Origin of the sequence: Sphingomonas daechungensis (assembly GCF_014489495.1) — a bacterium.
Taxonomy (GTDB): Bacteria; Pseudomonadota; Alphaproteobacteria; order Sphingomonadales; family Sphingomonadaceae; genus Sphingomicrobium; species Sphingomicrobium daechungense.
Genome location: NZ_CP060780.1, coordinates 630,724 through 649,542 on the forward strand (window position 1 = coordinate 630,724; position 18,819 = coordinate 649,542).

The following is an 18,819-nucleotide window of genomic DNA, read 5'->3' on the forward strand; positions in this document are numbered from 1 at the left end:
GCAGCAGCGACCGTCCGGGGACGGTTGCGCCGCTATTACTCCGCCGGATGGCGAGTTGAGCGAGGCGCGACGCCCCAGCACGACTTTTGAAGGATGTAAGAACGAATGGCCCAGGCACCGCAGCGTCTCCGTAGGCGGGAACGCAAAAACATCACCAGCGGCGTGGCACACGTGAACGCCAGCTTTAACAACACCATGATCACCATCACCGACGCGCAGGGCAATGCGATTGCCTGGTCGAGCGCCGGAATGATGGGCTTCAAGGGCAGCCGCAAGTCGACGCCGTACGCGGCGCAGGTTGCCGCCGAAGATGCGGGCAAGAAGGCCGCCGAGCACGGCGTCCGCACGCTCGAGGTCGAGGTCAAGGGTCCAGGTTCGGGCCGCGAGAGCGCCCTTCGCGCACTCCAGGCGGTCGGATTCACAATCACTTCGATCCGCGACGTCACGCCGATCCCGCACAACGGCGTCCGTCCGAGCAAGCGCCGCCGCGTCTGACGCGGCCACTGCCGTCGCCGCCGGGTCGAAATCCGGCGGCAGTTTGAATTTTACGGGCGGGACTCCCACCTCCCCGCCCAGGCTAGGGAAGAAACATGGCCGTCAACGCGAAGAACTGGCAGGAACTCAAGAAGCCGAACGCGCTGGAGCGCAAGCAGGGCTCGGGCGACGCTCGCCGCCGCGCCGTTTTCGTCGCCGAACCGCTGGAGCGCGGTTTCGGAATGACGCTCGGCAACTCGCTGCGCCGCGTCCTTCTGTCGTCGCTTCAGGGCGCGGCAGTCACCTCGATCAAGATCGAAGGCGTGCTGCACGAATTCTCGAGCCTCGCGGGTGTCCGCGAGGATGTCACCGACATCGTGCTCAACGTGAAGCAGATCGCGCTCAAGATGGAAGGCGAAGGCCCGAAGCGTCTGGCGCTGTCCGCGACCGGCCCGGCGGAAGTCACCGCGGGCATGATCCAGGCGACCGGCGACATTGAAGTCACCAACCCGGATCTCGTCATCTGCCACCTCGACGATGGCGCGACGCTCAACATGGAACTGACGGTCGACATCGGTAAGGGCTACGTCCCCGCCGCCGCCAATCGTCCCGCCGACGCGCCGATCGGCCTCATCCCGGTCGACGCGCTGTACAGCCCGGTCCGCCAGGTTGCGTACAAGGTCGAGAACACCCGCGTCGGACAGGAGCTCGACTACGACAAGCTCAACCTGACGATCGAGACCGACGGCACGGTGACCCCGGAAGACGCGCTGGCCTATGCGGCCCGCATCCTCCAGGACCAGCTGCAGCTGTTCGTCCACTTCGACGAGGGCCAGGTCCGTCAGGCCGCGCCATTGACCGCCGGCATTGCGGTCCCGTCGGCTGCCGAGACGACCACCGACACCAACCAGCTCAACCGTTACCTCCTGAAGAAGGTCGACGAGCTGGAGCTTTCGGTCCGTTCGGCGAACTGCCTGAAGAACGACAACATCATCTACATCGGCGACCTGGTTCAGAAGACCGAGGCCGAGATGCTCCGTACGCCGAACTTCGGCCGCAAGAGCCTCAACGAGATCAAGGAAGTCCTTGCCTCGATGGGCCTGCGCCTCGGCATGGACATCCCGGGCTGGCCGCCGGAGAACATCGAAGAGATGGCGAAGAAGCTTGAGCAGGAAATGCTCGGCTAATCACGCCGGACTTCGCTGGAAATAAGAGGGCCGTCCCGCTGGGGCGGCCCTTTTCTTGTTAACCGACGTCGAAGCAAGGGCGGACACGGGCGCCATAAAGGCGCCAGCGCAGTCCTCGCCAAAGTCGCAGTATTGACGGCCCAAGTCGGGCGGGACGAGACGGCAAATGAACTTCGGCCTGCGCTTCGAACCAGGCGTGCAAAGCCGGCAATTCCCTCTTCAAGCGCTCGAGCGCTGACGTTCTGAAGGGCTCATCCAACGACTTGGAATAATGGATGACCGACGCGCCCTGCATCGGCGGGGTCGCGTCCTGTCCGCTGATGAACCCCTGGAAGAACATGCAATGCTCAGTCTGACTCAGGTGGCGCCATGGCAAGTTCAGCCTCAGAACGACCGGCGTCAGGATCACTTGGTCAGCGAAGTGAAATGCCCCATTGGACTGCGCGATCCGGCTTCCGAGCAGCCGGGAGAATGCCGATGCGTACGCCTGAGCGAACCCGCTGCCCTTCCGCCAAGCGAACAGGCCGGAATTGAAGTACATGCGTTGCTCAGGACGACCGTCCTCACGATCGACCCAGGGAACGCTCTCAAACTTGAGGCCGAACAGGTCGCAGACCTTCTGCCAATATGCGATGTTAGCAGAGGAACCGCGTCGAATAGCCGGCGGGAGCCATTCACTGCGAGCCGCAAAGTCCGCGCCACGAAGGTCGAAAGCCATCGGTTCGGCCGCGAACAGTATGTCGCTGTCGGCCCATACGATCGTATCCGTATTCGCCCTTCGCTCCGCGACGCTGACGGCGGCCACCTTGTTGGCATATCCGAGCCAGGGCGAGGGGTTGTCTCCCGACGCCTTGATGACTTGAACTCCTAGCGAAACTAGCTCCTCTTGCGTTTCCGCTTTCAATGGCGCCCCTGCCCGGCCGACGACTGCAATCGCTGGGATGTGGGCATACTTGCCGCCAAAGTACCGCAGCGAGCGGATCATCAGAAGCGTCTGGGTCTCCAGCCGGCCTGCCTCGATGCAGCAGACCAGCGTCACTTCGGGCGTCATCTTGCGGCGAGGGTCTTGAAACGTCGTGCAACGCTCAATGGCGTGCGAAGAAATGAGATCTGGTCCAGGCGGCCCGGCGTCACGTCGGATCGTGAGGACCTCTGAAACGAAAGATTGGCAAACACTGTCGTGAGCTCCGGGTGGGCGCGCCGGAACCAAACGTACGCTCCGTCGATCCCCGGCTTGACCGCAGGGTCAAATCCCGGCTCGGTCATAGCCTTGGGATCGGCTGGCGCGGCAAGAAAGGCGGCTAGATAGCTATCGAGCAGTTGAACGGCACGGCGGCTGAAGCCCATACAATGCGAGCCGACGACATAGTCGCCGTCCTCCGCCAGCTCGTTCCATCCGCCGTAGAAGATATCGCAGTCCGGAACCTCGTAAGTTCCGGCTTCAGGAAGGAAAGAGCAGTCATCCTCAAGGATCAAGAGACTTTCCTTGGCCCGCGCCGCTTCCCGTACGGCCCGCGCGTGGCTTTGAAAACAACCATGTGCGCCGATGCTGATAAACGGGCCTGAAACGACAGGGCGCGAGGCGACCAGGAAATCCGATTCGTCGGGAGTCCAGCCGAGTGGCCGAAGGTCCCGCTTGATCTCACGCTTGCGGTCGGGCCGGTCCGCGAGGTTGATCACTCGAACGCGATCGAAGAATGTGAAGACGCTGGATTGCACGGGCAAACTCCCCCAATGCCGTAAACTAACGGTTAACACGAATTAACAAACTGCGCTATTAATATCTGGAACTAAGGCTAGCCCCGCTCACCACCCCACCCAAAAGAGAGCGCAATCCTCGTGATCGCCATCAGGGTCGCCGCAATGTCGGCAGGCATCGGCGGAGGGTAACAACCAACGCAAGAATTTACGCAACATCTCTAAGCCAAGTCTCGACTGGTCGCGGCCACTATCACCCGCTTCGAACAGCGACTAGTCATCGCACTGGGAAAAGGAGCCGAAATGGCGGAGCGATTTGAGCGGCATCGGCAGCCGTGGAAGCCGGAGGAACTCGCGAAGTTGCGGACGCTCGCGGCGAAGGGGATGGCGCTGAAGCAGCTCGCGAAGGCGCTGACCCGCAGTGAAGAGTCCATCAAGCAGAGGGCCAAGGAAGACGGGCTGAAGATCGTAAAATTGCGCTGAAGGGGGATCGCATATGAGGAGCGTGCTCGTGCTTGCGTTGGCAGTTTGCGCACAGGGCGCGGCCGCCCAGACAGTCGCCGGATCGGCCGCGTCCACCCGGGCCCCGCGGGAAATCCGGTCACTGTCGAATCCTATTATCGCGCCAAGTGGGGCAGCGCGGAGGAGTTCAAAAAACTCTACCGCAAAAATGAAGCATCGATGCTGATCGAGATGCAGCGGCAAGGCTTCATCAAGGAGCTCCGCTTCGACGAGCCGTTCACGCACATCCCGGGCGACAACCGGTGGGATATTCGCGCGACCATTGTTTACCGGGATGCGCCGGCGGCGGTGGAGCTCGGCGGCGCCTGGGACGAGGCATGGGAGGCCACGAGTAAGCGCCTGCGGCCCGACAAGAAGGTCCTCGACGCAGAAGAGAAGCGGCGGTTCGAGCTACTCGAAGATCATTGGGACATCATCGTGTCGTCGTTCGACCCGAAGCCCTCATCGCCCTAAATCCCGTAGCGTCGCCGCGAGCGTGACCGCGTCAGCCGCGCTTCGGCAAGCCGCGAAAATCGTGTCGTCACCGCAGATGGTGCCGACGATCTCCGGAAACGGCGATTCATCGAGCGCCACTCCGACGAGATGCCCGGTGCCCGGCGGCGTCTTGAGGACGACGATCGTTGCAGCAACGTCGATCGTGTGGACCCAGTCGTGCAGAACCGCGGCGAGCCGAGACGGCGAGCCGCCATTCGCCCCGTGCGGTCGGGGAGCGCATAACTCGTAACTCCGTCACGGCGGACCTTGAGCGCGCCGAGCTGCTCGAGGTCGCGGGAGACGGTCGCCTGGGTCACCTCGAAGCCGAGGCTCACGAGGCGCGACGCAACCTCCTCCTGACTTGCGAGCGCATGCTCACGGATCAGTTCGGCGATGGCCTTCTGCCGGCGCTCCTTCAATTCGGTCATCTGAATGTCTATGCATTAACTTGCATATTTATGCAAATGCGTGAATAGCGCCGTCCCTCATGATTCGAACGGCCATCCTTGGAGCCTCGGGCTATGTCGGCGGCGAATTGCTGCGGCTTCTTGCTGCTCACCCCGAGCTGCGAGCAACGAAGGTGTTCGGTGAGAGCAAGGCTGGGCGTCCGGTAGCGGAGACGCATCCGCACCTCGCGGCGGCTTATGCAGGATCGTTCGCGAAGTTCGACGAGACTGCGCTGGCGAACGTGGACCTGGTCTTCGCCGCTTTGCCTCACGGGCATAGTCAGGCGATCGCGCAGGCTATTCTCGATCGCGGAATCCCGTTCGTCGATCTCGGCGCGGACTTCCGGCTCGACGACGCCGAAACCTACGAGCGCTGGTACGGCAATGCGCACGAGGCCCCGGCCCTGCTCGAAACGTTCGTGTACGGCATCCCGGAGCTGAACCGGGCGGCGATCCGTGGTGCGAAGGCGGTGGCTGCCGCCGGATGCTACGCCACGGCGGCGATCCTTGCGTTGAAGCCTCTGGTGGACAGCGGACTCGTCAACTCGGAGAGCTTGATCGTCGACGCCGCCTCCGGAGTCAGCGGAGCGGGCCGCGAGGCGAAGGAAGCGACCGGCTTCAGCACGGTCGACGGAAACTTCGCCGCCTACGGATTGCTCAGTCACCGTCATACGGCCGAAATGGAAATGGCGTTGGGAGCGACCGTACTGTTCACGCCCCACCTTGTCCCGATGACCCGCGGCATCCTCGCCACTTGCTACGGCGAGGCGACCGGCAGTGGCGATCCGCTGGAGGCGCTGAAGGGCGCCTACGCCGGTGAGCCGTTCGTGCACGTCACGGATGCTTCGCCCGCGACCAAATGGGTCTCTGGCTCCAACGGTGTGCAGGTCACGGCGCGGTACGACGAGCGGACAGGACGTGTGCTCGCACTGTCCGCGATCGACAATCTCGGAAAGGGCGCGGCGGGCCAGATGGTCCAGTGCGCCAATCTCATGCTCGGCCTCGAGGAGACGGCCGGGCTCACTGCAATCGGAGTGTATCCATGAGCGTAACCGCGGCCGAAGGCTTCGTCGCGGCCGGCTGCCACGCCGGCATCAAGAAGCGGCGCTTCGACATGGCGCTGCTGGCGACCGACGACCGCCAACCGGTCGCCTGCGCGGCCGTGTTCACGCAGAACAAGTTTGCGGCGCCGCCGGTCGAGCTCGGCCGCAAGCTGCTCGAAGCGAATGGCGGCAAGGCGACGGCGGTGATCGTGAATTCCGGCAACGCCAATGCTGGCACCGGCGCGTCGGGCTACAAGGACGCGCAGCTCATGGGCACGGCTGCGGGCGACGCGCTCGGCGTGGACGCGAGCCAGGTTCTGGTCTGCTCGACGGGCATCATCGGTACGCCGCTGCCGATGGAGCCGATCCTCCATGCGACGCCGAAGCTCGCCAAGAAGCTGTCGGTCGAAGGTGGCCATGACGCGGCTCGCGGCATCCTCACCACCGACCACAAGCCGAAGGAGGTCCTGATCAAGGGAGCGACCTTCACGCTCGGCGGTATGGCCAAGGGATGCGGCATGATCGCGCCGAACATGGCGACGATGCTCGCGTTCCTGACCACCGATGCCGACGTTCCGCGAGAGCTGATCCAGAAGGTGCTGCGCTCGGCCTCCGACGCGACGTTCAACACGCTGAACGTCGACGGCGCGACCTCGACCAACGACACGGCGATGGTGCTGGCGTCGGGCAAGCGCGGGAAGGCCAGCCACGAAGAGTTCGGCAATGCGCTTCTAGCCGCCTGCGAGGACCTGACCATGCAGATGGCGCGCGATGCCGAAGGCATGACGCGGATCGCTCGACTGGTCGTCACCGGCGCGGCCAACGACAATGAAGCGAAGATCGCGGCGAAGAACATCGTCGAGAACAACCTCGTGAAGTGCAGCTGGTACGGCGGCGATCCTTATTGGGACGGCTCATGGCGGCTGCAGGTTCGGCCGGCGTCGAGCTGGACGTCGCCAAGTCGCGGGTCGCGTACGGCGGAATCATTGTCGCCAAGGGCGGTGCGGGTATCGCCCATGACGGCGTCGCGCTCGCCCGGCACATGATGGGCGACGAGGTCCAGATCGAGGTCCACCTCGGCGCGGGCAAGGCATCCGCGAAGATGATCGGGATCGACCTCGGCCCGGCTACATCAAAGAAAACAGCAAGACGTCATGACCCCGGAGAGACCGCGCACGTCCTCGTCGAGGCGCTGCCCTACATCCGGCAGTGGGCCGGCAAGTCGATCGTCGTGAAGCTCGGCGGGGCGGCGATCGATCGTGAGTCCGACCTCGCGCTGGCGCAAGACGTGCTCCTGCTTCGGAGCGTCGGCGTGCGCTGCGTGCTCGTCCACGGCGGCGGGCCGCAGGTGGACACGATGCTCCGCCGCGTCGGCAAGGAGCCGGAGTTCCGTGACGGCCTTCGCGTCACTGATGAAGAGACGCTCGAGATCGTCCGCATGGTGCTGGTCGGCAAGATCAACCGCGACCTCGTCTCGACCATCAACAGCCAGGCCGGCGAAGAGCCGGTCGCGGTTGGCGTGTCGGGTGAAGATGCGGGACTGCTGACGGTGACGCCCGCCGACGCCGCGCTTGGCTTCGTGGGAAATGTCACGGGCGTCCGCGCGGAACTGCTTCATCGCCTGCTCGACGACGGCCTGACGCCGGTGGTTTCGACCATTGGCGCCAATGCCGCGGGTCAGCCGTACAACGTCAATGCGGACGAGGCCGCGCGGGCGATCGCGGTCGCGATGAAGGCGGAGAAGATCGTCTACCTGACCGCTGTTCCGGGCCTGCTCGAAAATCCGAAGGACGAGAGCACGCTCGTGCAGCGGCTCACCTCATCGGAGCTTCGCGAGCGGCTCAGCCATGAAAGCGTCGGGAAAGGCATGATCCCGAAGCTCAAGGCCTGTGCCGATGCGGTCGATCAGGGCGTCGGCGGTGCGCACATCATCGACGGCCGCGTACACCATTCGCTGCTGATCGAACTTCTGACCGACCATGGCGTCGGCACGATGGTCAAGCGGGAGGCGAACTGGTGAAGCATCTCCTCGCCATCCGCGACCTTTCGGCGGACGATCTCAACGCGATCCTCGCCTTGTCCGAAGCGCCGTACACGCACTCACTGCAGAACAAGGGCGTAGCGCTCTACTTCGAGAAGCCGAGCGCACGCACGCGTAACTCGATGGAGGTCGCCGCGGCGCAACTTGGCGGTCACCCCGTCTATTTGCAGCCGAACGAGCTTGGCATCGGCGAACGCGAGAGCGTCGAGGACGTTACCCGCACCCTCGCCTGCTACCACGCTGTCATCGCGGCGCGGGTGTTCGATCATGACCTGCTGGAGCAGATGGCTGCGCTCAATGCCGCGCCGGTGCTCAACATGCTGTCGGCGTCCGACCATCCTCTCCAGGCGCTCGCCGACTTGCTGACCATCAAGCAACTGACCGGCCGCATTGAGGGCGTGAAGATCGCCTTTGTCGGCGAGGCCAACAACGTCGCGCGTTCGCTGGCAGAGGGCTGCGCGCTGCTCGGCGCGACGCTCAATATCGCCAGCCCGCCCGGATACGGCTTTGCCGCACCTATGCTGGCCGTGAACCAGGTCGTCGATCCTGCTGAGGCGATGGATGGAGCGGACGTCGTCTACTCGGACGTATGGGTGTCGATGGGAGATGAAGACAGCGACGAGCGCCGAGAGGTGTTCGCGCCCTACCAGGTCAATGCCGGCCTAATGGCGAAAGCGCCAAACGCGCCGTTCCTGCACTGCCTCCCAGCCCGCCGCGGCGAGGAAGTCACCGCCGACGTGATCGACGGCCCCAATTCCGCGGTCTGGCGTCAGGCCGAGAACCGGATGCATACGGCGCGCGGAGCGATGCTCTGGCTCACCGGCGCCACTGCCTGAATTTCGAGGAAGAATGATGACCAACAAGAAGCTGAAGGTGGTGCTCGCCTATTCCGGCGGTCTCGACACCTCGATCATCCTGAAGTGGCTGCAGACCGAATATGACGCGGAGGTCGTGACCTTCACCGCCGACCTCGGCCAAGGCGAGGAAGTCGAGCCCGCGCGGCGCAAGGCCGAGATGCTGGGCGTGAAGCCGGAGAACATCTTCATTGACGACCTGCGCGAAGAGTTCGTCCGCAACTTCGTCTTCCCGATGTTCCGCGCGAACACGGTCTACGAGGGACAGTATCTGCTCGGCACGTCAATCGCCCGTCCGCTGATCGCAAAGCGCCAGATCGAGATTGCGCGGCAGGTTGGCGCCGACGCAGTCTGCCACGGGGCGACCGGCAAGGGCAACGATCAGGTCCGGTTCGAGCTAGGCTATTATGCGCTGGAGCCGAACATCCGCGTGATCGCTCCGTGGCGCGAGTGGAAGCATGCGAGCCGCGAGGCGCTGATCGACTTCGCCGAGAAGCACCAGATCCCGATCGCCAAGGACAAGCGCGGCGAGGCGCCCTTTTCGATTGATGCGAACCTCCTGCACTCGTCTTCCGAGGGCAAGGTGCTGGAAGACCCGTCGCTCGACGCGCCGGAATATGTCCACCAGCGGACGATTTCGCCTGAGGACGCACCGGACGAAGCGACCACGATCACGATCGACTTCGAACGCGGCGATCCGGTGGCGATCGATGGCGAGAAGCTCTCGCCCGCATCGTTGCTGGAGAGGCTCAACACGCTTGGTCACGATAATGGCATCGGCCGCCTTGACCTGGTCGAGAACCGCTTCGTCGGGATGAAATCGCGCGGCGTTTATGAGACGCCCGGGGGACGATCCTACTCGCGGCACATCGCGGGATTGAGAGCATCACCGTCGATGGCGGCGCGATGCATCTCAAGGACGAGCTGATGCCGCGCTACGCCAGCCTCATCTACAACGGCTTCTGGTTCTCGCCGGAGCGCGAGATGCTCCAGGCCGCGATCGACAAGAGCCAGGAGCATGTCACCGGCCGCGTCACGATGAAGCTCTACAAGGGCAATGCGACCGTCATCGGTCGGGAGAGCGAGCATTCGCTCTACGACCAGGATCTCGTCACGTTCGAGGAAGGCACCGGCGACTACGACCAGCGCGATGCGGCGGGATTCATCCGGTTGAACGCTCTGCGGCTAAGGACTCTGGGCCAGCGAGCGCGGCGGCTAAAGGCCTAAGTCGGCCTTCGCTTTCGCGATCTGCTCCCGAACACGTTCGGGGCAGTGCCGCCATAACTTGTGCGGCTGCGCACCGATGCATCGACGCTGAGGACATCGAAAACCCGTTGGTCGATACGCGCGTCGATTGCCTTGAGCGCGTTCAACGGAAGCTCGTTTAGACCGCAGCCGCGATCCTCGGCAGCTTTCACGGCTGCGCCAGTGACGTGATGCGCCTCGCGGAACGGCACGCCGGCCTCGCGCACCAGCCAGTCGGCCAGGTCCGTTGCGGTCGAGAACCCCTGCTCTGCCGCCGCCCGCATGCGCTCTGGCACGAACTCACAGGTCTCGATCATCCCGCCGAGCGCCTGGATCGAGATCGTCAGCAGGTCGGCCGCGTCGAACACCGGCTCCTTATCATCCTGCATGTCCTTCGAATAAGCGAGGGGCAGGCCCTTCATCGTCACCATCAGCGACGTGAGGCAGCCGATGATCCGGCCGCTGTGGCCTCGCACCAACTCGGCAGCATCGGGGTTGCGCTTCTGCGGCATGATCGACGAGCCGGTAGAGAATGAGTCGGATAACCTTACGAAGCCGAACTGCGGGCTTGCCCAAATGATCAGTTCCTCGGCAAGTCGCGACAGGTGGAGGCTGCACTGAGCTGCTGCCGACAGATAATCTAGCGCGAAATCACGGTCGGATACGCTGTCGAGGCTGTTCGCCGTGGGACGGTCGAACCCGAGCGCTTTCGCCGTTGTATCCCGATCAAGCGAGAATCCCGTACCTGCAAGCGCGGCCGCACCAAGAGGGCTGTCGTTCATGCGCCGCCGCGCATCCACAAAGCGGGACACGTCGCGCCGAAGCATCTCGTAATAGGCCAGCAGATGATGGCCAAGCGTCACCGGCTGCGCGACCTGCAGGTGCGTGAATCCCGGCATGACGGTGTCGGCATGACGATCCGCGACATCGACGAGAGCGCGCTGCAGTTCACGAATGTTGGCGGCGGCTTCATCGCAAGACGTCCGCACCCACATCCGAAAGTCCGTCGCAACCTGGTCGTTGCGTGAGCGCGCCGTGTGGAGGCGCCCAGCCGCCGGGCCGATCAATTCCGTCAGCCGGTGCTCGACGGTCATGTGGATGTCCTCGAGCTCGACGCGCTCGGGCACGCCGTCCCGCTCGAACTCACCGGCGATGGTGTCGAGACCCTTCAGGATCGCCTCGGCGTCCTCGGCGCCGACGATGCCCTGGTCGCGCAGCATCGCCGCGTGGGCCTTCGACGCCTCGATGTCCTCCCGCCACAATCTTTTGTCGAAGCCGATCGACGCATTGATTTTCGTCATCAGGTCCGACGCAGCACCGCGGAAGCGGCCGCCCCAGGTCTTCTGGCTTGGGAGTTGGTCGGACATGCCGATGCGTTGCCACGCGTGCTACAAGGGGTCAAACCATGCCGCCGCGCCGGGTCGTTTCGGACGCGCGCCGCAAACCTTCGCGATGTCATCGCGCTGTCAGGGAAATCCTGATACTGGCTGTCGACGTCACGACCCGAGTCCGATGCGTTTGGTGGACGCGTATCTCTGCCGATCGGCCCCCACTCGCGACACCGACGCCGGTCTCGCCGGCCGGCACTCCACCCCCGGGAGGGCTCAAATGAGCTACATCACCACAAAGGACGGCACCGAGATCTTCTTCAAGGATTGGGGCCCGAAGGACGCGCAACCGATCGTCTTCCACCACGGCTGGCCGCTCAGCGCGGACGACTGGGACGCCCAGCTGATGTTCTTCCTCGACAAGGGATACCGGGTCGTCGCTCACGACCGTCGCGGACATGGACGGTCGACCCAGACTGACGGCGGCAACGAGATGGACACATACGCCTCCGACGTCGACGATCTGGTCACCGGGCTCGGCCTGACGAACGCAGTCCATATCGGCCATTCGACCGGCGGCGGCGAAGTGACTCGCTACGTCGCTCAGCACGCCAAGGGCCGGGTCGCCAAGGCTGTTCTGGTCGACGCGGTCCCGCCGGTGATGGTCAAGAAGGAGTCCAACCCGGGCGGCACGCCGATCGAAGTGTTCGATGAATATCGCGCCGCGGTCGCCAGCCATCGTTCGCAGGCGTTCCTCGATATCCCGACCGGGCCGTTCTACGGTTTCAACCGTCCGGGCGCGAAGGTGTCGGAAGGCATCATCCGCAACTGGTGGCGGCAGGGCATGATGGGCAGCATCAAGGCCCACTACGAATGCGTGAAGGCCTTCTCGGAAACGGACTTCACTGAAGACCTGAAGTCGATCGAGATACCGGTGCTCGTCATCCACAGCGAAGACGACCAGATCGTGCCTTATGCGGACTCGGGTCCCTTATCGGCCAAGCTGCTGAAGAATGGCACGCTCAAGACCTTCAAGGACCTGCCGCACGGGCTGTGCACGACTCATCCGGAAATCGTGAACCCGGTGCTGCTCGCCTTCATTCGCGGTGAGGACTTCGGAGCGGATGCCCGCGAAGAAGAGAAGCTGATCGTGGAACCCGTCCTCGCTCAATGAGTGACGGGCAGCGAGAGTTGATTGCGACGCGCGGGGCGCAAATGTTCCCCCGCCTGTCGGATGATGAGTTGGCGCGGCTCTCCAGGTTTGGGGAGCCGCGCACCTACCGCGCGGGCGAGATGATCTCGCGGATCGGCGAGACAGGTCCCGGCCTGATGCTGGTCCTGTCGGGCGAAGTGGAGGTCACCCAGCACGACCACGGCGACAAGACATCGCACATCGTCACGCACGAACGCGGCAACTTCATGGGCGAGCTCGCGCAATTGTCCGGCCGGCCGGTGCTGGTCGATTCCAAGGCCCTCACCGACGTCGAGGGCATCGCGATCGCGCCGGAGCGCCTTCGGGCATTGCTCATCGCAGAAGCCGAGCTTGGCGAGCGCATCATGCGCTCGCTTATCCTGCGGCGAATGGGCCTGATCGAAGCGGGCGCGGGGCCGATCATCATCGGCAACGAGGCGGACGGAAACGTCCTTCGCCTGGTCAATTTCCTTCGCCGCAACGGTCATCCGTACCAGCGGCTGGACCCTGTTCAGGACAGTTGCGCGCGCACTTTGGTCGAGCGGTTCCAGGTGGCCGAGGAAGAACTGCCGATCGTGCTTTGCCCGAACGGGAAGCTGCTTCGGAATCCCGACGAAGGCCAGCTCGCCCGCTGCGTTGGCCTGGTGGGGCCGATCAATGCTGACAAGCTCTACGATCTCGTCGTGATTGGTGCCGGGCCATCGGGGCTGGCGACGTCTGTCTATGCGGGGTCGGAAGGCCTTTCGGTCCTGACTATCGATTGCCGCTCGTTCGGCGGGCAGGCCGGGGCATCGGCGCGGATCGAGAACTACCTCGGCTTCCCCACCGGCATTTCCGGCATGGCGCTGATGGGGCGAGCGTTCAGCCAAGCGCAGAAGTTCGGCGTCGAGCTCGCCATTCCCGACGAGGCGGTGAAGCTCGAATGCGGGAACGACCCCTGCCACCTCCTCCTTGCCAACGGCGAGCGCGTCCAGGCGCGTGCAGTCGTCATCGCCACCGGGGCCCGCTACCGGCGACTGGGCGTCGAGCGGCTCGACGAATTCGAGGGATCGTCCGTTCATTATTGGGCATCGCCGCTTGAAGCCGACCTTGCGGCCAATGAAGACGTCACATTGGTCGGTGGCGGCAACAGCGCCGGTCAGGCGGTGGTCTTCCTGGCTAGTCGTGCGCGCCGGGTGACCCTGGTCGCCCGGCGGCCGCTGAGCGCGACCATGTCTCAATATTTAATCGACCGCATAGAGAGCCTGCCGAACGTCGACGTTGTCATCGGGGCCGAAGTTTGCCGGCTGGATGGCTCCGACGGCGCACTCGAACGCGTCGGCTTGCTTTGCCGCACTTCGGGCAAGGAGACCGACGCGCCCTGCCGCTATCTCTTCTCGTTCATCGGGCCGAGCCGAACACGGACTGGCTGCAAAGCTCCGGACTGGAGCTGGACGAGCGCGGTTTCGTGCTGACCGGCGGCGATGACCGTTTCCCGATGGAGACGAACAAGCCGGGAGTCTTTGCGGTCGGCGACGTGCGCTCAAGCTCGGTAAAGCGCGTCGCGGCTTCGGTCGGCGATGGCGCTCAGGTGGTCGCGGCGATTCATCAATATCTTGCAGCTCAGGAACGAGCGCGGCCGATGATCGTCCAGCCACAGATGCAAGTCACGGCCGCCGGGTAAGGCTTCCCGGGTCAGATCGCCGTTATCGAAGCCGGTTATTGTGGCTTCAGCGTGCTTCCCGGCTTCCATGCCGGCGCCGCCGGCTGATCGGCCACGCGCTCTACCAGCTTGTAAAAGAAGCGATTGAAATCGGCGGCCGCTTTCCAGTCCATTTGCTGGCGCAGGTCATCCTGCGGCCTGTGATATCCCGCCCGGTACCATTGCCGGTAGATCTGCTCGCTCCGCGAACCCGGCCGGAAACCGAAGACGAAGTTCGTGGCCGGAATACCAGCTTCCAGGAAGGGCCAATGGTCGGTGCGCCGCAACAGGTTTCGCTCCGGCTCCGAATCGGTCTGAACTTCTATGCCAAGGCTGTCAGCCACCGCGCGTGCGTCGTCGCCGAGCGTCGTGTCGTTCAGCGCGTGGACCGTGAGCAGCTCTAGCGGAAAAATCGGCCGCAACTGGTCCAGGTTGATGACGCCGGCGATATGCGAAAGCGGAACCGTCGGATGACTGACGTACCAGCGCGAACCAAGCAGACCTTTCTCTTCCCCGGTGTAAGCCGCAAAAAGGATCGGCCGGCGAAATGGCTGTCCGCGCCTGCGCTCGGCCAGCCTGATTAGCAGCGCCACGTAGGCGGCATCGTCTAGCGTCCCGTTGTAGAGCCGGTCGCCCTTGACCGGCTCGCCATAGCCATAGCCGTCGAGGTGCGCTGACAAGAATATCACCTCGTTGGCAAGCGTCGGGTCCGAGCCGGGTAGAAGTGCAAGGACGTTCGGCGAGCTAATCTCTCGGCGTCGGATGTTGAAATCGGCCCTCAGGCGGTCTCGGAGCGCAAAGCTCGGCAGTGGCTGCCCCTTGCTCCCGGCTGCAATCAAGGCGGCGGCGTCCTTGCCAGTGCCCACGAGCAGCTTACCGAGCGACCCGGCATTCAGGGTCCCCGTCACGAAGGCGTGCGATGAACGCGGGTCCGTCGCCAGCCTGACCGTACGCGCATAGGCATAAGGCCAGCGCGGAGGTTCGACGGTGAAGCCTGGATCCGCGATCGTCAGCATACCGATGGCGCCGGCTGCTCGTAACGCCGAATTCCGTTCGTCGGCATTCGGTAACCCGGGCTTGCGCGTGCCGTGGCAAATCACGATGCGTCCACGGACGTCGCCGAGCGATCCGGCCCGCAATATCCCGCATACGTCAACGGCACGTCGAGCCGCGCGGGCGTCGCGTCGTTGGGCGAGATCGTCAGGTCGTGAAGAAAGACGAGCGGACGCTGGCCGATGCGAACTCTTGCACTCGTGATCGAGATCTCGTTCATCGGCACGGACTGGAACCAGCCGCCATTTTCGCCCGCCGGTTTAAGGCCCAATGCCTCGAACTTCGACGCGACGAGTCGCGCAGCGCGCAAATAGGCCGCCGACCCCGTGTCGCGCCCTTCCATCGCGTCGCTGGACAGTTGCGCGGTCGTCTTCCACCAGGCCGCCGTGTCGGGGTCGAGCTTCGCTGTCGGGGCTGCGCCGACGGCGAGCAAGGTGCCAACGGCGAGCCAGGGCTTCACTCCCATTCGATCGTTCCCGGTGGCTTCGACGTGTAATCGTAGACCACGCGGTTGATGCCTTGCACCTCATTGACGATGCGGGTCGCCACGCGGCTGAGAAATGCGGCGTCGAAGGGATAGATGTCAGCGGTCATGCCGTCGACGCTGGTCACCGCGCGCAGAGCGCAGACGTAATCGTAGGTGCGATAGTCGCCCATGACGCCGACAGTGCGCACCGGCAGTAGCACCGCGAACGCCTGCCAGATCGCGTCGTAAAGGCCCGCGTTGCGGATCTCTTCGAGGTAGATCGTGTCCGCCTTGCGAAGGATGTCGCACTTGTCCTTGGTCACTTCACCGGGGATACGAATGGCGAGGCCGGGGCCCGGGAACGGATGTCGGCCGACGAAGGCTTCGGGCAGGCCTAGTTCGCGACCGAGTTCGCGGACCTCGTCCTTGAACAACTCGCGCAACGGCTCGACCAGCTTCATATTCATCCGCTCGGGTAGGCCGCCGACATTGTGGTGGCTCTTGATGGTGACGCTAGGACCACCCGTGAAGCTGACGCTTTCGATGACGTCGGGGTAGAGCGTGCCCTGCGCAAGGAAATCGGCACCGCCGATCTTCTTCGCCTCCTCCTCGAAGACGTTGATGAATTCCGCGCCGATGAACTTGCGCTTCTTCTCGGGGTCGCTGACGCTCTCGAGCCCGCCGAGAAAGTCGCGACTGGCGTCCACGTGGACGAGCGGAATGTTGTAGCTGTTGCGGAACAGCGAGACGACCTGTTCGGCCTCTCCTGCCCGCATCAATCCGTGGTCGACGAACACGCAGGTCAGCTGCTCGCCGATCGCCTCGTGGATGAGGACCGCGGCGACTGCGCTGTCGACGCCGCCGGACAGGCCGCAGATCACGCGCCGCTTGCCGACCTGTCCCCGGATGTCGGCGATCTTGGCCTCGCGGAAGCTGGCCATGGTCCAGTTGCCCGAGCAGCCGCAAACGTGCCGCGCGAAGTTCGCGAGCAACTTGCCACCGTCCGGCGTGTGAACCACCTCAGGGTGAAACATGACGCTGTAGCGCTTCTCGGCCTCGTTCGTGGCGATCGCGTAAGGCGCGCCTTCCGAGCGGGCGACGACCTCGAAGCCTGGTGCCAACGTTTCTACGCGGTCACCGTGGCTCATCCAGACCTGGTGCTTTTCGCCGACGTTCCAAAGGCCGTCGAACAAGGCGGATGGAGCGACGACATCGATGTAGGCTCGTCCGAACTCGCGCTGGTCAGAGGGAACCACGCGTCCGCCGAGCTGCTGGTGCAGCGTCTGCTGCCCGTAACAGATGCCAAGCAACGGCAGGCCGCTGTCGAAAATGACCTGCGGAGCGCTCGGCGCATCGTCCCAGGTCACTGACGACGGGCCGCCGGAGAAGATGACTCCCTTGGGCTGCATCCGCTCGAAGGCTTCCGCCGAGGCGTTGAAGGGGACGATTTCGGAATAGACTCCGGCTTCGCGGATGCGCCGCGCGATGAGCTGCGTCACCTGGCTGCCGAAGTCGACGATGAGGATGGATTCGGTGGGCTGGACCGTCATGGCGAGCCGATAGAGAGCCTGTCGCCGCGAGTAAAGTTAAGCTGTTGCTTAAGTTTGTTGACACGGGGTCACGTGCAGGATACTTAAGCGTGTGCTTAACGATTCAGCCACCCTCGACAGGGCTTTCCAAGCCCTGTCCGATCCGGTCCGGCGCGGGATTCTGGCGCGGCTGAGCCGCGGGCCTGCATCGGTCTCCGAGCTCGCGATGCCCCTGCCGATCAGCCTGCCGGCGGTGATGCAGCACCTGAAGGCGCTCGAACAAAGCGGGCTGGTACGGTCCGAGAAGAAGGGCCGCGTCAGGACCGTCCAGCTCGAGCCGAAGGCGCTGGGCGCTGCTGAGGAGTGGATCGTCAAGCGGCGAACCGAGTGGGAGGCTCAGCTCGACCGCTTCGAGGCGCACCTTGCAACTCTTAAGAATGATGGAGTGACCCAGTGACGAATGAGAATGACCTGGTGCTGGAGCGGACCCTGGACGCTCCGGTGGAGCTGGTGTGGGCGGCCTACACGGACCCGAGCATCTGAAGCAGTGGTTCGCGCCCAAGCCTTACCAGATCACCGAATGCGAGCTCGACCTCCGGCCCGGCGGCGTGTTCCGAATCCGCATGGTCGGACCGGACGATTTCGACACCGGTCACGGAACGCCCGGCTGCGTGCTGGAAGTGGTTGAGAACAAGACGCTGACCTGGACCAGCGCTCTCGGCCCGGGCTTCCGCCCCAACGAGACCGGCGAAGGGTGCGAGAGCTTTCCAATGACAGCGATCGTGACCTTCGAAGATGCCGGCAACGGCAAGACCGCGTACCGCGCCGTCGCCCTGCACAAGGATGCAAAGGACAAGGCGGCCCATGAACAGATGGGTTTCCACGATGGCTGGGGTACCGTCGCCGCCCAGCTGGAGGAATTTGCAAAGGCCCTGAAGGTCAGTGCCTGAGTTAGGGTGCGCGGGGCCGGCGGCCCCGCGCATCTCATTGCCTCAGTAACCGCGCCAGTTATAGGGGCGTTTGGCCACGTCGACTTCCTTGATCCGACCGTTCGGCTGGACCTTGCAAACCCATTTCAGGTCGACACCGGCGTGATAGCCATATGTGCCGTAACCGGGTCGATTCCAGCCCTGGTATCCACTCCATCCGGAGCTGGCCACACCCAGAACCCTGAAGCCATAGCTCTTGCGTTCGACGCGCGTGATGCCCTCGACCCTGCCGTAGCGGCGATAGCGATTGTAGTTCTGCCCCTGGTACCAATTGTAATTGTAGCCATTCAGCCGGCCTTCGACCGCTCGCGCGCACTGGTCGATCGCTCGCGCCTGGCCGCCATACTGATTGTAGCCGTAGTTTGCGTACGGGTAGCGGCCGTACTTGTACGACTGCTCCATGTAGGTGTGGCTGTTCTGGGGCTGGGCAAACACCGGCCCGGCCGGCTGGATCGACGCTGCACATCCTGCTGCCGCTACCAGCAACTTCGTCTTCATGGAGCACCTCCCTGCAGCGGCCGCTCAAACGGCCCGAAAGCGCGAACGATCGTTCCGCGGCGGCCCAATACCATATGCGCCGGTGCCTTTCGACACCGG

At 63.9% G+C, this 18,819-nt stretch carries 18 protein-coding genes and 4 pseudogenes; 13 read left to right on the forward strand and 9 right to left on the reverse strand.

Annotation, left to right across the window (positions count from 1 at the left end):
• Nucleotides 1-105: 105 nt before the first annotated feature.
• A complete protein-coding gene (rpsK, locus tag H9L15_RS03260) occupies nt 106-495 on the forward strand; it encodes a 30S ribosomal protein S11 (RefSeq protein ID WP_187715135.1) in 390 nt (129 codons plus the stop codon).
• Nucleotides 496-590: 95 nt separating this feature from the next.
• Entirely contained in the window at nt 591-1,661 is a 1,071-nt protein-coding gene (locus H9L15_RS03265; RefSeq protein WP_187715136.1) for a DNA-directed RNA polymerase subunit alpha, read from the forward strand.
• 58 nt (nt 1,662-1,719) lie between these two features.
• Here H9L15_RS03265 and H9L15_RS03270 read toward each other — a convergent pair whose 3' ends face one another.
• Together H9L15_RS03270 and H9L15_RS03275 are read right to left on the reverse strand one after the other, a co-directional pair.
• Nucleotides 1,720-2,712, reverse strand: a complete 993-nt coding sequence (locus H9L15_RS03270) for a hypothetical protein (protein ID WP_187715137.1) — start codon at nt 2,710-2,712, stop codon at nt 1,720-1,722.
• Entirely contained in the window at nt 2,709-3,380 is a 672-nt protein-coding gene (locus H9L15_RS03275; protein WP_187715138.1) for a glycosyltransferase family 25 protein, read from the reverse strand. Before H9L15_RS03275 ends, H9L15_RS03270 begins: the two co-directional genes overlap by 4 nt.
• Before the next feature lie 282 nt (nt 3,381-3,662).
• Between H9L15_RS03275 and H9L15_RS03280 the strand changes: the two genes are divergently transcribed.
• Nucleotides 3,663-3,842: a hypothetical protein gene (locus tag H9L15_RS03280; protein ID WP_187715139.1), complete on the forward strand. Its 180-nt coding sequence runs from the start codon at nt 3,663-3,665 to the stop codon at nt 3,840-3,842.
• A gap of 198 nt (nt 3,843-4,040) precedes the next feature.
• The gene (locus H9L15_RS03285) at nt 4,041-4,334 is read left to right on the forward strand and encodes a hypothetical protein (protein WP_187715140.1); all 294 of its coding nucleotides are present in this window, start codon (nt 4,041-4,043) and stop codon (nt 4,332-4,334) included.
• Here the strand turns inward: H9L15_RS03285 and H9L15_RS20115 are convergent.
• Together H9L15_RS20115 and H9L15_RS20120 are read right to left on the reverse strand one after the other, a co-directional pair.
• Complete coding sequence (locus tag H9L15_RS20115; RefSeq protein WP_223276629.1) at nt 4,323-4,538, reverse strand: arginine repressor; 216 nt, start codon at nt 4,536-4,538, stop codon at nt 4,323-4,325. The two genes, H9L15_RS03285 and H9L15_RS20115, sit on opposite strands and share 12 nt — an antisense overlap.
• Nucleotides 4,539-4,636: 98 nt before the next feature.
• Nucleotides 4,637-4,783: pseudogene (locus H9L15_RS20120) on the reverse strand (hypothetical protein); the annotation flags it as partial.
• Between the two features lie 59 nt (nt 4,784-4,842).
• Between H9L15_RS20120 and argC the strand changes: the two are divergent.
• The 5 genes and pseudogenes from argC to H9L15_RS03315 all read left to right on the forward strand — a co-directional run bounded on the left by argC (nt 4,843) and on the right by H9L15_RS03315 (nt 9,966).
• Nucleotides 4,843-5,847, forward strand: a complete 1,005-nt coding sequence (argC, locus tag H9L15_RS03295) for an N-acetyl-gamma-glutamyl-phosphate reductase (protein ID WP_187715142.1) — start codon at nt 4,843-4,845, stop codon at nt 5,845-5,847.
• A pseudogene (gene argJ, locus H9L15_RS03300) lies at nt 5,844-6,907 on the forward strand (bifunctional glutamate N-acetyltransferase/amino-acid acetyltransferase ArgJ); the annotation flags it as partial. The gene argC and the pseudogene argJ, both read left to right, overlap by 4 nt.
• A gap of 39 nt (nt 6,908-6,946) precedes the next feature.
• On the forward strand, nt 6,947-7,864 hold the full coding sequence (argB, locus tag H9L15_RS03305; RefSeq protein ID WP_187715771.1) for an acetylglutamate kinase: 918 nt from the start codon (nt 6,947-6,949) through the stop codon (nt 7,862-7,864).
• Nucleotides 7,861-8,721 carry an ornithine carbamoyltransferase gene (gene argF, locus H9L15_RS03310; protein WP_187715144.1) on the forward strand — a complete coding sequence of 287 codons (861 nt, stop codon included), beginning with the start codon at nt 7,861-7,863 and terminating at the stop codon, nt 8,719-8,721. Before argB ends, argF begins: the two co-directional genes overlap by 4 nt.
• Before the next feature lie 16 nt (nt 8,722-8,737).
• Nucleotides 8,738-9,966, forward strand: a pseudogene (locus H9L15_RS03315) (argininosuccinate synthase).
• Here the strand turns inward: H9L15_RS03315 and argH are convergent.
• Nucleotides 9,963-11,351, reverse strand: a complete 1,389-nt coding sequence (gene argH / locus H9L15_RS03320) for an argininosuccinate lyase (RefSeq protein WP_187715145.1) — start codon at nt 11,349-11,351, stop codon at nt 9,963-9,965. The pseudogene H9L15_RS03315 and the gene argH sit on opposite strands and share 4 nt — an antisense overlap.
• 241 nt (nt 11,352-11,592) lie before the next feature.
• Between argH and H9L15_RS03325 the strand changes: the two genes are divergently transcribed.
• Both H9L15_RS03325 and H9L15_RS03330 read left to right on the forward strand, forming a co-directional pair.
• Nucleotides 11,593-12,486 (forward strand): alpha/beta fold hydrolase, encoded by an 894-nt coding sequence (locus H9L15_RS03325; RefSeq protein WP_187715146.1) that lies wholly within the window; start codon nt 11,593-11,595, stop codon nt 12,484-12,486.
• Between the two features lie 155 nt (nt 12,487-12,641).
• A pseudogene (locus H9L15_RS03330) lies at nt 12,642-14,167 on the forward strand (FAD-dependent oxidoreductase).
• Between the two features lie 35 nt (nt 14,168-14,202).
• On the opposite strand, the gene H9L15_RS03335 reads toward H9L15_RS03330, so the two are convergent.
• The 3 genes from H9L15_RS03335 to guaA form a co-directional block, all read right to left on the reverse strand.
• Nucleotides 14,203-15,201, reverse strand: a complete 999-nt coding sequence (locus H9L15_RS03335) for a M28 family peptidase (protein WP_223276464.1) — start codon at nt 15,199-15,201, stop codon at nt 14,203-14,205.
• An 80-nt stretch (nt 15,202-15,281) separates the two neighbouring features.
• Complete coding sequence (locus H9L15_RS16885; RefSeq protein ID WP_223276465.1) at nt 15,282-15,698, reverse strand: hypothetical protein; 417 nt, start codon at nt 15,696-15,698, stop codon at nt 15,282-15,284.
• Nucleotides 15,695-17,254 carry a glutamine-hydrolyzing GMP synthase gene (gene guaA / locus H9L15_RS03340; RefSeq protein ID WP_187715147.1) on the reverse strand — a complete coding sequence of 520 codons (1,560 nt, stop codon included), beginning with the start codon at nt 17,252-17,254 and terminating at the stop codon, nt 15,695-15,697. Before guaA ends, H9L15_RS16885 begins: the two co-directional genes overlap by 4 nt.
• A 91-nt stretch (nt 17,255-17,345) precedes the next feature.
• On the opposite strand from guaA, the gene H9L15_RS03345 reads away from it, so the two are divergent.
• Both H9L15_RS03345 and H9L15_RS03350 read left to right on the forward strand, forming a co-directional pair.
• Nucleotides 17,346-17,690 carry an ArsR/SmtB family transcription factor gene (locus tag H9L15_RS03345; protein WP_187715148.1) on the forward strand — a complete coding sequence of 115 codons (345 nt, stop codon included), beginning with the start codon at nt 17,346-17,348 and terminating at the stop codon, nt 17,688-17,690.
• A 55-nt stretch (nt 17,691-17,745) separates the two neighbouring features.
• Nucleotides 17,746-18,183, forward strand: a complete 438-nt coding sequence (locus H9L15_RS03350; protein WP_223276466.1) for an SRPBCC domain-containing protein — start codon at nt 17,746-17,748, stop codon at nt 18,181-18,183.
• 42 nt (nt 18,184-18,225) lie between these two features.
• Here the strand turns inward: H9L15_RS03350 and H9L15_RS03355 are convergent, their stop codons facing one another.
• Entirely contained in the window at nt 18,226-18,720 is a 495-nt protein-coding gene (locus tag H9L15_RS03355; protein ID WP_187715149.1) for a hypothetical protein, read from the reverse strand.
• Nucleotides 18,721-18,819: the final 99 nt, after the last annotated feature.

Bases quoted from the DNA above. Each gene is read 5' to 3' on its own strand.
- rpsK (WP_187715135.1), top strand. From the start codon at position 106: ATGGCCCAGGCACCGCAGCGTCTCCGTAGGCGGGAACGCAAAAACATC.
- H9L15_RS03265 (WP_187715136.1), top strand. From the start codon at position 591: ATGGCCGTCAACGCGAAGAACTGGCAGGAACTCAAGAAGCCGAACGCG.
- H9L15_RS03270 (WP_187715137.1), bottom strand. From the start codon at position 2,712: ATGACGCCCGAAGTGACGCTGGTCTGCTGCATCGAGGCAGGCCGGCTG.
- H9L15_RS03280 (WP_187715139.1), top strand. From the start codon at position 3,663: ATGGCGGAGCGATTTGAGCGGCATCGGCAGCCGTGGAAGCCGGAGGAA.
- H9L15_RS03285 (WP_187715140.1), top strand. From the start codon at position 4,041: ATGCTGATCGAGATGCAGCGGCAAGGCTTCATCAAGGAGCTCCGCTTC.
- argC (WP_187715142.1), top strand. From the start codon at position 4,843: ATGATTCGAACGGCCATCCTTGGAGCCTCGGGCTATGTCGGCGGCGAA.
- argB (WP_187715771.1), top strand. From the start codon at position 6,947: ATGATCGGGATCGACCTCGGCCCGGCTACATCAAAGAAAACAGCAAGA.
- argH (WP_187715145.1), bottom strand. From the start codon at position 11,351: ATGTCCGACCAACTCCCAAGCCAGAAGACCTGGGGCGGCCGCTTCCGC.
- H9L15_RS03325 (WP_187715146.1), top strand. From the start codon at position 11,593: ATGAGCTACATCACCACAAAGGACGGCACCGAGATCTTCTTCAAGGAT.
- H9L15_RS03335 (WP_223276464.1), bottom strand. From the start codon at position 15,201: ATGCTGACGATCGCGGATCCAGGCTTCACCGTCGAACCTCCGCGCTGG.
- guaA (WP_187715147.1), bottom strand. From the start codon at position 17,254: ATGACGGTCCAGCCCACCGAATCCATCCTCATCGTCGACTTCGGCAGC.
- H9L15_RS03355 (WP_187715149.1), bottom strand. From the start codon at position 18,720: ATGAAGACGAAGTTGCTGGTAGCGGCAGCAGGATGTGCAGCGTCGATC.